The 14,611-nt window shown below is 58.4% G+C and carries 12 protein-coding genes, 2 tRNA genes and 1 pseudogene; 4 read left to right on the top strand and 11 right to left on the bottom strand.

What is annotated here, in order from left to right:
• Positions 1-66: 66 nt before the first annotated feature.
• Positions 67-339, bottom strand: coding sequence for a hypothetical protein (locus Q8K09_RS02665; RefSeq protein ID WP_305253478.1), 273 nt, complete (start codon positions 337-339; stop codon positions 67-69).
• A 435-nt stretch (positions 340-774) separates the two neighbouring features.
• Here Q8K09_RS02665 and stpA point away from each other — a divergent pair, with 435 nt between their 5' ends.
• Complete coding sequence (stpA, locus tag Q8K09_RS02660) at positions 775-2,058, top strand: glucosylglycerol 3-phosphatase (RefSeq protein WP_305253477.1); 1,284 nt, start codon at positions 775-777, stop codon at positions 2,056-2,058.
• A gap of 26 nt (positions 2,059-2,084) precedes the next feature.
• On the opposite strand, the gene ahpF is transcribed toward stpA, so the two are convergent.
• From ahpF to Q8K09_RS02645, 3 genes and pseudogenes are all read right to left on the bottom strand, one after another.
• A complete protein-coding gene (gene ahpF, locus Q8K09_RS02655; RefSeq protein WP_305253476.1) occupies positions 2,085-3,641 on the bottom strand; it encodes an alkyl hydroperoxide reductase subunit F in 1,557 nt (518 codons plus the stop codon).
• A 165-nt stretch (positions 3,642-3,806) separates the two neighbouring features.
• Positions 3,807-4,370, bottom strand: a pseudogene (ahpC, locus tag Q8K09_RS02650) (alkyl hydroperoxide reductase subunit C).
• Between the two features lie 125 nt (positions 4,371-4,495).
• Positions 4,496-5,461, bottom strand: coding sequence for a zinc-binding dehydrogenase (locus Q8K09_RS02645; RefSeq protein ID WP_305253475.1), 966 nt, complete (start codon positions 5,459-5,461; stop codon positions 4,496-4,498).
• 129 nt (positions 5,462-5,590) lie between these two features.
• Here Q8K09_RS02645 and Q8K09_RS02640 point away from each other — a divergent pair, with 129 nt between their 5' ends.
• The gene (locus tag Q8K09_RS02640; RefSeq protein WP_305253474.1) at positions 5,591-7,672 is read left to right on the top strand and encodes a carboxy terminal-processing peptidase; all 2,082 of its coding nucleotides are present in this window, start codon (positions 5,591-5,593) and stop codon (positions 7,670-7,672) included.
• A 106-nt stretch (positions 7,673-7,778) separates the two neighbouring features.
• Complete coding sequence (locus Q8K09_RS02635) at positions 7,779-9,539, top strand: bifunctional diguanylate cyclase/phosphodiesterase (protein WP_305253473.1); 1,761 nt, start codon at positions 7,779-7,781, stop codon at positions 9,537-9,539.
• 155 nt (positions 9,540-9,694) lie between these two features.
• Here Q8K09_RS02635 and Q8K09_RS02630 read toward each other — a convergent pair whose 3' ends face one another.
• The 7 genes from Q8K09_RS02630 to Q8K09_RS02600 all read right to left on the bottom strand — a co-directional run bounded on the left by Q8K09_RS02630 (position 9,695) and on the right by Q8K09_RS02600 (position 13,176).
• Positions 9,695-10,162 carry a sel1 repeat family protein gene (locus tag Q8K09_RS02630; RefSeq protein ID WP_305253472.1) on the bottom strand — a complete coding sequence of 156 codons (468 nt, stop codon included), beginning with the start codon at positions 10,160-10,162 and terminating at the stop codon, positions 9,695-9,697.
• Entirely contained in the window at positions 10,163-10,528 is a 366-nt protein-coding gene (locus Q8K09_RS02625) for a hypothetical protein (RefSeq protein ID WP_305253471.1), read from the bottom strand.
• Positions 10,525-10,863: a helix-turn-helix transcriptional regulator gene (locus tag Q8K09_RS02620; protein WP_305253470.1), complete on the bottom strand. Its 339-nt coding sequence runs from the start codon at positions 10,861-10,863 to the stop codon at positions 10,525-10,527. Before Q8K09_RS02620 ends, Q8K09_RS02625 begins: the two co-directional genes overlap by 4 nt.
• 384 nt (positions 10,864-11,247) lie before the next feature.
• The gene (locus Q8K09_RS02615) at positions 11,248-11,697 is read right to left on the bottom strand and encodes a YkvA family protein (protein WP_305253469.1); all 450 of its coding nucleotides are present in this window, start codon (positions 11,695-11,697) and stop codon (positions 11,248-11,250) included.
• Positions 11,698-12,113: 416 nt separating this feature from the next.
• Positions 12,114-12,815, bottom strand: coding sequence for an FKBP-type peptidyl-prolyl cis-trans isomerase (locus tag Q8K09_RS02610; RefSeq protein ID WP_305253468.1), 702 nt, complete (start codon positions 12,813-12,815; stop codon positions 12,114-12,116).
• 188 nt (positions 12,816-13,003) lie between these two features.
• Positions 13,004-13,080, bottom strand: a tRNA-Asp gene (locus tag Q8K09_RS02605).
• A 20-nt stretch (positions 13,081-13,100) separates the two neighbouring features.
• Positions 13,101-13,176, bottom strand: a tRNA-Val gene (locus Q8K09_RS02600).
• Positions 13,177-13,479: 303 nt separating this feature from the next.
• On the opposite strand from Q8K09_RS02600, the gene rdgC reads away from it, so the two are divergent.
• Positions 13,480-14,400 (top strand): recombination-associated protein RdgC, encoded by a 921-nt coding sequence (gene rdgC, locus Q8K09_RS02595; protein WP_305253467.1) that lies wholly within the window; start codon positions 13,480-13,482, stop codon positions 14,398-14,400.
• Positions 14,401-14,611 lie beyond the last annotated feature (211 nt).

The raw sequence follows: 14,611 nt of genomic DNA, 5'->3' as shown, positions 1-14,611 counted from the left end.
CACGCCATGGGCAGGCAGATCAACCTCGATTCAACACCGCTTAGTCACCAGTACAGCAACCAGCCACTACTCGGAAATTTGCCGAATATCCAGCAGCACCCAGACTTCATAGCCCTTGGCACGCGCGGCTTTTTCGGCTTCGAGTTGGGCGGTGAGGGTGCTGATCGAGCGCGAACGATGCTCGAAGCGAAAAGGCGGACCACCGTTGTTGCGCACGCTCAATTCGACGAGTGTGTAACTGGAAGGGGGTTTGGTCTGCGGCTGATGTTGTTTTGACGGAGCTGGATCGAGGCCGAGAGCGCGGCGCATCTCGCCTTCTGAGAGGTTGGTTTCGGTCAAGCTAGAACCCTATTACATTAATGATGTTTGGTTATTGAGCAGCACTATAAAGACGATAATTGCGGCAAAGTGCTGTGGTGGGTATGAATACTGCCAATCCATTAAAAATCAGCGTGGATAGTGCCATGACGCCATAAAAAAGTGGATACACCGCACGTTATCCATCCCGACTTACGGCGTGCGCCACCAATCGAGCCGACCAACGGACTCTTACACGCGCAGCGCAGCCCTGCAGGCACTGGGGCACGCCCAGTCCCGTGCCTGCGCACCCTCGCTAGGGCAAAGATCCATTCGCGGACAAGTCCCCTCCTACAAGAACAACGCGAAACCTTAGGAACCGGGGCACCCCCAGTCCCATGCCTACGAACCGCAGTAGCGGCAAGCTCATAGCCGTACGAATTTGGTCGAGCCGGGTACTGTGGGTAAGATAAACGCATGACTAAAAACAGCCCGCACTTTTCACTCGATCATTCCCGCCTGCTCGACTCCCTCGTCGCCACCGACAAACTGCTGATCATTCAGGACCTGGACGGTGTCTGCATGGGCCTGGCACGCGACCCGCTAACCCGCACGATCGAAAGCCGCTATGTGCATGCAGCCAACCAGTTGGCAGGGCATTTCTTCGTCCTGACCAATGGCGAACACATCGGCAGGCGCGGGGTAAACAACATCGTCGACAACGCCCTCGACGCCCCAGCACAGGCCCGCGAGCAAGGCCTCTACTTACCCGGACTGGCCGCTGGCGGCGTGCAGTTGCAGGACCGCTACGGCAGTGTCTCTCATCCCGGCGTAAGCGAGGCGGAGCTGACCTTTTTACGGACAATACCGGGCAAGGCCGAGCACTTTCTTCGCCAGTTGCTGGCTGCACCGCCCTACGCCCTCGACGCTTGCGCGATCACACCGCTGGTTGACGCCAGCGTACTGGACAACCTCGCCTCGCCGACTATCAATATCAACAGCTTCTACCAGCACTTCAGTAACCAGCCGGCACTCTATCTACAGGTGCAACAAGCGGTCGCAGGCTTCATGGAACACCTGCAACAGCAGGCTAGCGCCTGCCAACTGCGAGAATCCTTTTTCGTCCACTACGCACCCAACCTCGGCAGCGACGACCTAGGCCAGGAACGAATCAAGTACAGCACTGGCGAAAATGCCGGCACCACCGACTTTCAGTTCATGCTCAAAGGCGCGATCAAGGAAGTCGGCGTACTGCTGATCCTTAATCACTACTACTACCAACACACCGGGCACTACCCGTTGGGCGCCGACTTCAACGCCCGACAGGCTCCGCGCGAACATAGCGCCCTGCTGCAACTGGCGCGCGAGCGCTTCGATCCAGCCCAGATGCCACGCATCGTCGGCGTCGGCGATACCATCACCTCATCTAGCGCCATAGTGGATGGCCAGACGCGGCAACTGCGCGGTGGCAGCGACCGTGGCTTCCTGACCTTGGTGCAGGCGCTAGGCAAAGCCTACTACAGCAACAACTGCGTGCTCTACATCGACAGCAGCGGCGATGAAGTCGATCGCCCTGGCCTTAATGCAGCGCACCTGCAGCGCAGGGCCGACGAGCCGAACCTGGCCCCCTGGCCAGCAGCCGAAGGCATCAGCGACCCCGCCGACCCACTTGGCCTGGATGTGGTCTTCTGCGGTGGGCATGCGCAATATGTGGCGTTTTTCTGCACGCTTGCCCAGCGCCACAGCGAGCGCAGTCGCTAGAGTGCGCCCCACACCCGGTCAGTCGATCAGACGCTGCGAATCAGGTGATCGAAGGCGCTGAGGGATGCCTTGGCGCCCTCACCGACAGCGATCACGATCTGCTTATATGGCACGGTGGTGACGTCGCCAGCTGCGAATATACCTGGCACGTTAGTGCCACCCTTGGCATCGACGATGATCTCGCCGCGCGGTGACAACTCGATCACGCCCTTGAGCCAATCGCTATTGGGCAGCAGACCGATCTGCACGAAGATACCTTCCAGCTCCACGGTGTGCAGATCGTCGGTGATGCGATCCTTGTAGACCAGCGCCTTGACCTTCTGTCCGTCGCCCAGCACTTCGCTGGTCAAGGCACTCTTGAGGATGGTCACGTTGGGCATGCTGTTGAGCTTGTTCTGCAGCACGGCATCCGCGCGCAACTGACTGTCGAACTCGATCAGGGTGACATGGGCGACGATGCCGGCCAGGTCAATGGCCGCCTCGACGCCAGAGTTACCGCCGCCAATAACCGCGACCCGCTTGCCCTTGAACAGCGGGCCATCGCAATGCGGGCAGTAAGCCACGCCTTTGCCACGGTATTGCTGCTCGCCGGGTACGTTCATCTCCCTCCAGCGTGCACCGGTGGCAAGAATCAGGGTCTTGGCCTTGAGCGACGCGCCGCTGTCAAACCGCACCTCATGCAAGCCGCCCGCCTGGGTGGCCGGAATGATGGCGCTGGCACGCTGCAGGTTCATGATGTCCACGTGGTACTGCTTGACGTGCTCTTCCAGAGCACGGGCCAGCTTCGGCCCTTCTGTTTCCTGTACCGAGATGAAGTTCTCGATGGACATGGTATCGAGCACCTGACCACCGAAACGCTCTGCCGCGACGCCGGTACGAATGCCTTTACGCGCCGCATAAATAGCCGCAGAAGCACCCGCAGGGCCGCCACCGACCACCAGCACATCGAAGGCCTCTTTGCCATTGAGCTTGTCGGCATCGCGGGCACCGGCATTGGTGTCGATCTTGGCGATGATTTCTTCCACGCCCATACGGCCCTGGCCGAACAGCTCGCCATTCAGGTAGAGGCTGGGTACCGACATGATCTGCCGCGCTTCGACTTCAGCCTGGAACAACGCGCCGTCGATGGCAACGTGGCGAATATTGGGATTGAGCACCGCCATCAGGTTCAGCGCCTGAACCACGTCCGGGCAGTTCTGGCAGGACAATGAGTAATAGGTTTCGAAATTGAACTCGCCTTCGATGCCTTTGATCTGCTCAATTACGTCAGCTGCAGCCTTGGACGGATGGCCGCCAACGTGAAGCAACGCCAGCACCAGCGAGGTGAACTCGTGGCCCATGGGAATTCCGGCAAAGCGCAGGCTGATACCGGCCCCAGGGCGATCCAGCGAGAATGACGGTACGCGGCTATCGCTGCCGTCTTCACGCAAAGAAATCTTGTCAGTCAGGCTGACGATGTCGTGCAACAGAGCACTCAGTTCACGGGATTTGTCGCTGTCATCAAGGGACGCAACGATCTCGAACGGTTGAGTGACCTTTTCCAGATAGGCCTTCAATTGGGCTTTAAGCGTGGCGTCCAACATGAGTCAAGTATCCCTATTAACAAAATTCAGAAACTAAAACGCCCGGGCGGATCGCGCCCGGGCGTTCCACACTGGAAGGCTGGGTAACAGCCTTAAGCGCGTGTATCAGCAGTAAACGGGTTGCAAAGCGCCGCCAGCATCAGGGCGGCAGCTTTGCGAGCGTTTTTAGATCTTGCCAACCAGGTCCAGGGAAGGAGCCAGAGTCTTCTCGCCTTCTTTCCACTTGGCTGGTCACACTTCACCCGGATGAGCAGCGGTGTACTGGGCAGCTTGCAGCTTGCGCAGGGTTTCCGAAACGTCACGCGCGATTTCGTTCGAGTGAATTTCAACAGTCTTGATCATGCCTTCCGGATTGATCAGGAAGGTGCCGCGCAGGGCCAGGCCTTCTTCTTCAATGTGCACACCGAAAGCACGGGTCAGCGCGTGAGTAGGATCACCAACCAGTGGGAACTGAGCCTTGCCTACGGCAGGCGAAGTTTCGTGCCAGACTTTGTGCGAGAAATGAGTGTCGGTGGTGACGATGTAAACTTCAGTGCCGGCATCACGGAACGCAGCGTAGTTGTTGGCCGCGTCTTCGATCTCAGTCGGGCAGTTGAAGGTAAAGGCAGCAGGCATGAAGATCAGTACCGACCACTGGCCTTTCAGGGACTGCTCGGTCACTTCGATGAACTTGCCGTTGTGAAAAGCGTTGGCCTTGAACGGTTGAACTTGGGTATTGATGAGGGACATCTCTGATTCCTTGTGAGGGTTAGATGAGGGATGAGAAATTTACAGGGGCCATTTTAGCCCCTTATTCGAAAAAAGCTTATTAATTGACGCCATGGTATCGATTGATTAAGTCAATCGCCCGGTCTTCATACCAGGGTTGGGTCTATGACTAGCACCAGCTTGCCATTAACCCGGTTACTCGCCAGTTCGGCGAAGGCCAATTGCGCATCACCCACTGCAAAGCTACGCGCCAGCTGCGGTTTGAGTCGCCCTTCGGCAAACAGCGGCCACACCTGTTGTTGCAGATCACGCAGCAGGTCAGCCTTGAACTGATCATCGCGGCTGCGCAGGGTCGAACCGATCAAGTTAATACGTTTGCCCAACAGCAACCCCAGGTCCAGTTCGGCCTTGCGCCCGCCCATCAGGCCGATATTCACCCAGCGACCATCTAGCGCCAGCAACGCCAGGTTCAGCGCGGCGTAATTGCCACCTACCGGGTCGAGAATTACATCGAAAGGGCCAAAATCGCGCAAGGCTTGCAAGTCGTCTTGATCACGCAGCGCGCCTGCCTGAGCACCCAGAGCTTCGCAATAGGCCAGCCGCTCAGCCGAGCCAACACTGACCCAGCATGGGCTGCCAAATGCCTTACATAACTGGATCGCGGCCGAACCCACCCCACTGGCGCCCGCATGCAGCAAAACCTTCTCACCAGGTTTCAAGCCAGCCAACTGGAACAGATTGAGCCAGGCCGTGGCGTACACCTCCGGCAAGGCAGCCGCTTCATGCAGTGACACACCCTCGGGCACTGGCAAGACGTGGCGTGAATCGATTACCACTTCTTCGGCCATGCCGCCGCCAGCCAGCAACGCACAGACCCGATCACCAACCTTCCAGTCACTGCCAGCTCCGACCTCAGAGACCACCCCAGCACATTCCAGCCCCAATATCTCGCTGACCCCCGGCGGCGGCGGATACAGACCCGCACACTGCAACAGGTCAGCCCGGTTCAGCCCGGCGGCCGCCACTCGAATACGAATCTGCCCAATATCACAGACCGGGGCGGGCTGCTGCGCCCACTCCACGCGGCCTTCAACGCCTTGCAATGCCTTCACGCTGCCTCCATAGTGCATTTGAACCGAGTCCGACGCTTCAACGTCGGGCTTTTGCATTGCGCCGATGGAACCTGGCGCCCTGATAGATGGCCTAATATGCGTTATCAATTGTCCCCACGTCGAGTCAGCATGAAGCGATCACTGCTTAGCACCCTCCTCGCCTTGAGCCTTGGCTTAAGCGCTTTGCCGTTGTCAGCGAAAACCACCAGTGCTGATCCGTGGGAATACTTGCAGCCAAATCGCGAGCAAGTCATCGCCAGCCTGAATGTCGTAGAACTGCTCAATAGGCATCACTACAACAAGCCTCCGCTCAACGATGAGCGCTCGCTGAAGATTTATCAGGGTTACCTGAAGATGCTCGACCCCTCGCGCAGCTACTTTACTGCGGGTGACATCCGCGAGTTCGACCAGTGGCGCAGCCAGTTCGATGACCTGCTGAAAAATGGCAATCTGGGGCCGGGCTTTCATATCTACAAGCGCCACCTTGAGCGCCTGCAAAGCCGCTTGCAATTCGCCCTGAACATGCTTGAACAAGGCGTCGACAAGATTGACTTCACTATCGACGAAAGTCTGCTGATCGATCGTGAGGAAGCCCCTTGGGCCAGGGACCTGGCCGAACTGGACGAGCTATGGCGCAAGCGCGTCAAAGATGAAGTGTTGCGCCTGAAAATCGCCGGCAAGGAACCCAAGGCTATTCAGGAGTTGCTGGTCAAGCGCTACAAGAGTCAGCAGGCACGCCTGCGCCAGACTCGCGGCGAGGATATATTCCAGGCCTACATCAACGCTTTTGCCATGTCCTACGACCCGCATACCACTTACCTCTCCCCGGACAGCGCGGAGAACTTCGACATCAATATGAGCCTGTCGCTGGAAGGTATTGGTGCGGTGCTGCAAAGCGATAATGAGCACGTCAAGGTTGTCCGCCTGGTGCCCGCAGGCCCGGCCGACAAGAGCAAGCAGATTGCACCGGCAGACAAAATCATCGGTGTTGCCCAGGGCGGCGACGACATGGTCGATGTGATCGGCTGGCGCCTGGACGAAGTGGTCAAACTGATCCGCGGCCCGAAAGGCTCACTGGTGCGCCTGGAAGTGATTCCAGCAAGCAATGCGCCGAATGACGATACCAGCAGGGTGGTCAATATCACGCGCGAAGCGGTCAAGCTGGAAGAGCAGGCGGCGAAGAAGTCCGTACTGCAACTCAACCACGAGGGGCGCGACTACAAACTGGGCATCATTGAAATTCCTGCGTTCTACCTGGATTTCAAAGCGTTTCGCGCTGGCGATCCGAATTACAAGAGCACAACCCGCGACGTCAAACGCCTGATCACAGAACTTGAGCAGGAAAATGTTGACGGCGTGGTTATCGACCTGCGCAACAACGGCGGCGGCTCATTGCAGGAAGCCACCGAACTGACCGGGCTGTTTATCGACCAGGGGCCAACCGTTCTGGTACGTAACAGCGACGGCCGAGTCGATGTGCTGGCCGATGAAAATACCGGCATTTACTACAAAGGCCCGCTGGCGGTACTGGTCAATCGCCTGTCGGCCTCGGCATCGGAGATTTTCGCCGGCGCGATGCAGGACTATCACCGCGCACTGATCCTCGGCGGCCAAACCTTCGGCAAGGGCACGGTGCAGACTATTCAGCCGCTCAATCACGGTGAGCTGAAGCTGACTCTGGCCAAGTTCTACCGCGTTTCCGGGCAAAGCACCCAACACCAGGGCGTGATCCCGGACATCCAGTACCCCGACGTAATGGACACCAAGGAAATCGGCGAAAGCGCCCTGCCAGAGGCCTTACCGTGGGACAGCATCAAGGCGGCAATCACCCCGGAACTGGACCCGATCAAGCCGTTCCTGGAAGAATTGCAGTCTCGCTACGATAGCCGAACGGCAAAAAATCCAGACTTCACCTTCACCCGTGAACGTCTTGCGCTGGCACAGAAGCTCATGAGTGAAACCAGCGTCAGCCTCAATGAAAGCAAACGCCGCGCGCAACAGGCTGATATAGAAGCGCAGCAGTTAGTGATCGAAAACAGCCGCCGCAAAGCCAAGGGGGAAACCCTGCTGAGCGAACTGAAAATAGAAGATGAAGACGCCACCCCGGTCGAGCCTGAAAAAACCAAACCGGAAGACGATGCCTTTCTTGCCGAAAGCGGGCACATCCTCCTGGACTTCTTGGGGCTGAGCTCGAGACTGGCCAAACACTAAGGGCTCGTCGCTTAGGGCTGTCATCAAATGGTCATCAATCTGTCGTGAAATGAAGGGGCTGATAGCGATATCAGCCCCTTCGTTTTTATGCATATCGAGATCTCTCATGACCGTCACCGAGCAACTGAGCGCGCTGAACCACATTCTCGCTCACGGCGACCTGCATAGTTTATTCCAGCCGATCGTCAGCCTTTCCGAACGACGCATCCTTGGCTACGAAGCCCTGACACGCGGCCCGTCCAACAGCCCTCTGCACTCACCAATCAATCTGTTCGCCGTCGCACGCAATGCCGGACGGCTGGGCGAGCTGGAAGTGGCCTGTCGCAAGAATGCCTGTCGGCGCTTTAGCGAACTAAAGCTGCCGGGCAAGCTGTTCCTCAATGTCTCCCCGGAATCATTGCTGGAACCCGGCCATCAACCCGGCCGAACCCTGCAGCTGCTGCAAGCCTATGGCATCCCGCCCAGCCAGGTGGTGATTGAGCTGACTGAACAGTCGCCCACCGACGACTTTGCCCTCCTCGATACAGCTCTGCACCACTACCGCGCCATGGGCTTTTCGATTGCCCTGGACGACTTGGGCGCGGGCTATTCGAGCTTGCGCATGTGGTCCGAGTTGCGCCCTGACTACGTGAAAATAGACCGTCACTTCATCGACGGCATTCATCAGGATGCGGTCAAGCGTGAGTTCGTCGGCTCGATCCTGAAGATGGCCAAGGCGTCGCGTGCACAGGTGATTGCTGAAGGTATCGAGCTGAAAGAAGAACTCATCGTCCTGGCAGAGATGGGTATTGACCTGCTGCAAGGCTATCTACTCTGTCGCCCGCAAGAACAACCACCACACGACGCACAAGAGCTGTTGCCGAAGCTTGATGGCAATGCGCTGATCTTGAGTGAGGAAGGCAGCAACCTCACGGCCCTGCTCAACGAACAACCTGCCGTGGCCCAACACACGACGATCGCCGAGGTACTGGAAGCCTTCCGCGCCCAAGCCAATCTGAACTCCCTGGCCGTCGTCGATGAGCACGGCCAACCGGTCGGTATCGTCAACCGCCATGCGCTGTCTGAAGCGCTGCTCAAGCCCTTCGCCACCGACCTGTTTGCGCGCAAACCGATCAGCCGCCTGATGAGCAGTGACTTCCTCGCCGTCGAACTGAAACAGTCGCTGCAAAAAGTCAGTCGCCTGCTCACCAGCCGAGCCCGGCAGCGCATCGAGGAAGACTTCATCATCACCCAGGACGGTAGCTACCTGGGACTTGGCCGGGTGATCGACGTGCTCAAGCTGATCACCGAAGAGAAGATCCAGCAGGCTCGCTACGCCAATCCGCTGACTCTGCTGCCGGGTAACGTACCTATCCAGCAGTGCCTGACTCGCCTGCTGCAACAAACCCGCGAAGCCGTTATCTGCTATGTGGATATCGACAACTTCAAGCCGTTCAACGACCTGTATGGCTATGCCAAGGGCGACGAGGTACTCCTGAGTCTGGCGCAATGCCTGAACGAGCGAGTCGACCCGGCACGTGATTTTGTCGGCCATATTGGTGGCGATGACTTCTTGCTAGTGCTCGGCTCGCACGATTGGCGCGCACGCCTCAATCACCTGCTGGAAGACTTTCAAAGTCAATGTCGCCGCTTCTATAGTGCTGAGCATCTGCAAGCAGGCTGCCTGGTCGCCCATAGCCGCCAGGGCCAGCGCCAGGAATTTGCGCTGCTCTCCCTGTCCCTGGGCGTAGTGCAGCTGCGCCCGGAACAGTGCGCGCAATTGGACGCCGGTCAGCTCGCAGGTCTTGCCTCGGAGGCCAAGCGCCACGCCAAGGCGGTACCCGGCTACAGCATGCATATCATCGATACGCAAAAACTCTCGGCGTAAGGCGATCTCGCTATCGGCGGTTTGCAGCATGGGTCAGGGCGGCGAATTTGCGGTGCTCTGGCCGCCCTGCTGCGGGCTGCCGGCTCACGGGATCAGCGGATCAGCGGATCAGTAGCACGCCAGCTTACCCGCGGGTAGCCATGACCGCCTACCCGCTACAGACCCAGTTCTTGCGCCCGCTGGACAAAGCGCGCCGCCTGCTCGGTATCGGCTGGCAAGCCAGGACCGCCAACACGGTATAGATCAGCCAAACGCTGGGCAGCCAGGGGGTGGCCAGCCGTGGCCGCCAGCGCCCACCAGTGCGCCGCATCAAGGCCGTCGGGCGCTTGCCGGGTATCACCCGCCAGACTCAGCGCACCGAGCTGATAAGCGGCCTTGGCATCGCCACCCGTGGCAGCCAGGCGCAACAAACGCACGCCTTCTTCACGGGCAGCAAAACCCTGGCCACGAAACAGCAGGATATGCCCGTAGAAACTCTGCGCGGCAAGATTGTCCAGATTGGCCATGCGTGCGAACTGACCTTCCAGCCAGCGCCAACCACGTGGTTGCTTGACGAACCACGCCCAGTGAAAAAGCCGTCGCGCTACAACATAGCCGACCCGTGCACGTAGTCGCCAAAGCACCTAGAGACCCTCGGAGTAATCGAATTCAAACACCCGCACCACTTCGGCCGCATGCCAGGACGCTGCGGCGACACCGTCCGATGCACCGCTAAAGCGGCCAAGACGAGTCACACAGTCGAAGAACCCCGTGCGTGGCAGCCGGCTGGCGCCCTGACTAATCACCAGGGCGCTGCGCAATGGCCGCTCAGCCTTGACGTCCATTGAGGCCAGGTGCTCCAGCGCCGCGGTGAGCGTTTGCATGGCAGGCGTCGGCAAGGCCAAACGCTCGACCAATGCCCGATAGGTCAGCAGATGGCGCTGGCGCCGGGCGTCCTCCAGCTCATCGAGCAGGGCTTGCCAGTGCTGACGACTGATACTTACGCTCAAAGCTTCTCCTCCCAGCCAGCGACGCCGAGCGTCCAGGCCAAGGCCCGCTTGATGGCAGCATCCGGCTGGCGCTCGGCGCTTTCTATCATGCCCAGGTAATGTGGACTGATTCCCACCGTACGCGCCAACTCTTGTAGCGACAGGCCCTTTTCTTCACGCAAACGCGTCAACTCGTTCAGCGCCGGCTTGACTCCGCCCACAGCCGCTTGCGGCACTTGCGGCACTTGCGGCACTTGCGCAGCGTGGCCAGAGGCCTGCAACAAGGCCAGGTAATCGGCCCAGGGCAGTACCGCATATTCGGGCTCGCCATCACGCTTGATTACTTGCACTTTCATTTTCGACTCTCCGTGGAAAGCAGTACCGACAGCCTCAGCACTTTCCTTGCAGGGCGCTATGTTAACAGCCCGATAGTCCAAGGGTGCGACCTATGCTGCCCAGGCTTTGCCAAAGTAACGTGCCAGGGTGACGTGAAGCGCCAGGAGCCTCGCTGGGGCGCCCGCTGAATGTGTCGAGCCTGACGGCCGACCTCAGCTACTGGCGTCGCTGCATGGCTGCATGGCTGCATGGCTGCCCATCACGAGGCCGCAGCCAGATTTGCGGCAAGGCACCGCCTGACCCGCGCCGAAGCAATAAGCGGCCTACAGCAAGTGACAGGCCACTACCTGCTGCACGGCTCACACCAACCTATCTGCAACAGCTAACGGGGACAGCGCCTTTTTTCAGGGTTCAGGCTGGTCCAACCGCAGAGCTGGCCCATCAGGCAACCGCTCGATAACCTCAAGCGCTTCGGGCGCTTGTGCCTCTCGCCAGGCCCTGAATGCCGCCAGCTCCTCGCTCCAAGTGCGCAGCACCCAAGCCAGCACGGCAAGATCATCGATAAAACCGACCACTGGCAACCAGTCCGGCAGCGCGTCCAGTGGCGTGACGAAATACACCAGCGCCGCCACTACTGCCAGTAGCGCCTGGGAACTGATGGCTCGGTACTCACCACGCCACCACGCCATGCAGAGTCCTTGCAGGAGCCGCAAATCATCTTTCAGGCCGCTGAGCCGTTGGCCTTGCTTGCCACTCTTTCGCGCCACTGCCAACAACAACGCCGGCAACCGCCCACGGCGTAAAAAACCCGGTGCCCGGCGCAGGTAACTGGAAAAATTCCACGGCTGCTTCATAAGCGTTCCCCGTTAACCCGCATGGCTGCTGGCCTCGCTTGGGTTATCCACTGAAGCTGTGGATAACCTTGTGAACAGATTCCAGATGAGCCGATCAAACGCCCACCCCATGCGGCCTCGCTACAGATCGGACATTTTTCATCCAGCTGAAAAATTTGTTTTAAATCAATAATTTAAATTTTGCAAAGAGTTTTTAAAGAAGTGCATCACAGGGTCATGCCAGAGACTGGATGAAATGTGCATAACTGTGGCGCCAGAATTCCATTGAGGTCTATTTTCCGACCTATCAGTCAGGCTCAAGTTCGTTTTTCAATCGACGAAAACGACAACGCCCCGTCGAAACGGGGCGTTGTCTGCAGCGTTGGCGACTTGCCGAGACTGAGCGCCTCCCAAGCCAGCCAAAGACCTAGCACATGCTATTCAGCACTGGCAGCCTTGATTTCCAGCAGCTCCAACTCGAACACCAGCACCGAATTGGCCGGAATCGCCGGAGTCGGGCTCTGCTCGCCATAGGCCAGCTCACTCGGGATATAAAGCTTGTACTTTTCGCCAACGTGCATCAACTGCAAACCTTCGACCCAGCCCGGAATCACACCGCTTACAGGCAACTCGATTGGGCTACCGCGCTCGACGGAGCTGTCGAACACACTGCCATCGGTCAATTTGCCCTCGTAGTGCACGCTCACCACGTCACTGGCTTTTGGCTGATTGCCTTCGGCTTTCTTCAGTACTTCGTACTGCAAGCCGGACTCGGTGGTAACCACACCTTCACGCTTGCCGTTTTCTTCGAGGAATTTCTTGCCCGCCTGGGCAGACTCCTCGCTCATGACAGCCATGCGCTCTTCTGCACGCTTCTGCAGGAACGCGAAGGCTTCAACCAGCTCATCATCTTTCAGGCGCTGTTCTTTCTTGCCGATTGCATCTTCGATGCCCTGGGCTACGGCGTTCGAATCCAGGTCATCCATACCTTCCTGTGCCAGGCTCTTGCCCATGTTCAGGCCGATACCATAGGAGGCTTTCTGCGCCGGAGTCTCAAGCTCTGCGCTGGTTTGCGAATCGCAACCTGCGAGAACCAAGCCCACCAGGGCAACCGCCGCCGCTAAACGATGCTGTTTCATGCTTATTCCTTGTTCGGTGCGCCCTAGGGCAATCGAGTGAAGGCGCGAGCTTAGCAGGCTGCCGCAATCACTGGCTACAGGGATACGAACGGAGAAATATGTATTAGTTCAAGTGTTTAAGCGAATTAGATCAGGGATGTAGCGAGTGTTTCGGAATGGGTGTAGCAGGCATGGAGCGAGGTAAAAAATGGCGCAGCGGACGGGACTCGAACCCGCGACCCCCGGCGTGACAGGCCGGTATTCTAACCGACTGAACTACCGCTGCGCGTAACTTCAAAAGCGAGTTGGTGGGTGATGACGGGATCGAACCGCCGACCCTCTGCTTGTAAGGCAGATGCTCTCCCAGCTGAGCTAATCACCCTTCACTCTCGAAGTGGGGCGCATCATAGACAGCAGAATCCACCTTGGCAAGCACTGATTTAAAAATTTTCTATCGACGTGCCAAAGGCTTAGCGCAGGGTTGGCCTCAGACGCCAAGGGGAGAATAATGCGCGCCTCGGATTAAACGGTATGCTGCCGCAATAGGCACACCGAACCATTAGCGCCTTTGACAACATACCCGCTTCCCTCATACGTCGCGGCGCGCCACCTTCCCCACTAGGGAGAAGAGCAATCGAGTTGGCGCCGCTTCGCGACTTCACGTTATATGGAGAGTTACCCCCTCATGTGGTTTCGTAACCTGCTGGTTTATCGCCTCACCCAAGACATCCCCTTTGACAGCGAGGCACTCGAAGCTGCACTGGCCGCCAAGCCAGCGCGTCCCTGCGCCAGCCAGGAGCTGACCACTTATGGCTTCATCGCTCCCTTCGGCAAGGGCGGCGATGCACCAATGGTGCATGTTAGCGGCGACTTTTTGCTGATCGCGGCGCGCAAGGAAGACCGCATCCTGCCAGGAAGCGTGGTACGTGATGCCTTGAAGGAAAAAGTCGACGAGATCGAAGCCGAGCAGATGCGCAAGGTCTATAAGAAAGAACGCGACCAGCTCAAGGATGAAATCGTGCAAGCGTTCCTGCCGCGTGCCTTTATCCGCAAGTCGGCGACCTTCGCCGCCATCGCACCGAAGCAGGGCCTGATTCTGGTCAATGCCTCCAGCCCGAAACGCGCGGAAGACCTGCTTTCAACCCTGCGCGAGGCCATCGGTTCGTTGCCAGTTCGCCCACTGACCGTGAAGATCGCCCCCAGCGCGACCATGACCGAGTGGGTCAAGACGCAAAAAGCTGCCGACGACTTCCATGTACTCGACGAATGCGAGCTGCGTGACACCCACGAAGACGGCGGCGTAGTGCGCTGCAAACGCCAGGACCTGACTGGCGATGAAATCCAGCTGCACATGACCTCCGGCAAACAGGTCACCCAACTGTCCCTGGCCTGGCAAGACAAGCTGTCGTTCATGCTCGACGACAAACTAGTGGTCAAGCGCCTGCGCTTCGAAGACTTGTTGCAGGATCAGGCCGAGCAGGATGGCGGCGACGACGATCTCGGCCAGCAGGACGCAAGCTTCACCTTGATGATGCTGACCTTCGTCGAGTTTCTCCCCGCGCTGTTCGAAGCCCTGGGCGGCGAAGAGACACCCCAAGGCATCTGAGGACGCCCGAGCGCGGCCCGGCCACCTGATCAGCCAAACGCATCTCCCGGATTGCGCCAGGGCTTATCCATATATGGACTCCCCCCGTTTTGCCAGTGATACGCTCTTCAAACGAACCTAGGTACGACTGCTTCCGTATATCCGGCTTCTAATTAAGGCATTAGGTGCCTTGAGCCATAATGAAAATCCGCTCATGTGCTCCTGATCGGGC

Origin of the sequence: Pseudomonas sp. (assembly GCF_030683065.1) — a bacterium.
Lineage (GTDB): Bacteria > Pseudomonadota > Gammaproteobacteria > Pseudomonadales > Pseudomonadaceae > Aquipseudomonas.
The sequence above is the reverse complement of the archived record's forward strand: the minus strand, read 5'-3'. Positions and strand labels throughout refer to the sequence as shown.

What these genes read in the sequence shown, in the direction of transcription:
- rdgC (WP_305253467.1), top strand. Translation starts at nt 13,480, where the DNA reads ATGTGGTTTCGTAACCTGCTGGTTTATCGCCTCACCCAAGACATCCCC.
- stpA (WP_305253477.1), top strand. Translation starts at nt 775, where the DNA reads ATGACTAAAAACAGCCCGCACTTTTCACTCGATCATTCCCGCCTGCTC.
- ahpF (WP_305253476.1), bottom strand. Translation starts at nt 3,641, where the DNA reads ATGTTGGACGCCACGCTTAAAGCCCAATTGAAGGCCTATCTGGAAAAG.
- Q8K09_RS02615 (WP_305253469.1), bottom strand. Translation starts at nt 11,697, where the DNA reads ATGAAGCAGCCGTGGAATTTTTCCAGTTACCTGCGCCGGGCACCGGGT.
- Q8K09_RS02620 (WP_305253470.1), bottom strand. Translation starts at nt 10,863, where the DNA reads ATGAAAGTGCAAGTAATCAAGCGTGATGGCGAGCCCGAATATGCGGTA.
- Q8K09_RS02640 (WP_305253474.1), top strand. Translation starts at nt 5,591, where the DNA reads ATGAAGCGATCACTGCTTAGCACCCTCCTCGCCTTGAGCCTTGGCTTA.
- Q8K09_RS02610 (WP_305253468.1), bottom strand. Translation starts at nt 12,815, where the DNA reads ATGAAACAGCATCGTTTAGCGGCGGCGGTTGCCCTGGTGGGCTTGGTT.
- Q8K09_RS02635 (WP_305253473.1), top strand. Translation starts at nt 7,779, where the DNA reads ATGACCGTCACCGAGCAACTGAGCGCGCTGAACCACATTCTCGCTCAC.